Source organism: Bartonella sp. AP40SXNS, from assembly GCF_042195825.1.
GTDB lineage: Bacteria > Pseudomonadota > Alphaproteobacteria > Rhizobiales > Rhizobiaceae > Bartonella.
Genome location: NZ_JBHIPB010000115.1, coordinates 1 through 674 on the forward strand (window position 1 = coordinate 1; position 674 = coordinate 674).

The following is a 674-nucleotide window of genomic DNA, read 5'->3' on the forward strand; positions in this document are numbered from 1 at the left end:
ATCCCATCTAATCGATCATCACTAATCAGTGGTTTGGAACCGTCAAAATCGGTGTTTTTAACACCAGCCAAACCTTTATCGCCAGAGCTTAAGCCAACTTGCTCAACCCCCTCACGCACCGCATGATTGTCAATATAGCCTGTCAACTTGGCATCAAGCGTGCCACCAGCTTCAATCGTGCCGTAAACAGCATCATAAGTGCGTTTGAGTGTTTGGGTAAAAGTAGGACCATCCCATTCTTCTGCACCGTTTATACATGCTGGATTTGTGATACTACATTGCTTATGTCTGTAGCGCGTTTCAGTTACAATCTTAGTTGTTTCGATTAAATCGCGCCCCTCATTGAGCAGCGTATCGCCATGCATCTCAATGTTGCCATTGGCAGCAATAAAGCTATAGCTATTGCGGATATCACCGGCATTAATTGTCAGATGATGTCCTACTAAAATCTGTGCAGCATTATTGGTAAAATGAGGCTGCTGACGAATGATCGTGGTGTCGATATTTTCCTTGATACGTAAATGATCAATATTTTCGACATCTTTCCATTCTCCTCGCACGTAACTGTGAGAAACCACTTTATCGCTAACTTCAACTCCACCTTCACGCATGTTGGTAAGCGCTGAGACATCGAAGGTCATATCGCCTGACACGGCTTCTAAAAGACCCGAGCT

At 44.2% G+C, this 674-nt stretch carries 1 protein-coding gene; it reads right to left on the reverse strand.

Annotated elements, in window-relative coordinates:
* A partial coding sequence (locus ACFILZ_RS10075) for a hypothetical protein (protein ID WP_375611086.1) occupies nt 1–674 on the reverse strand: 674 nt, incomplete at both ends.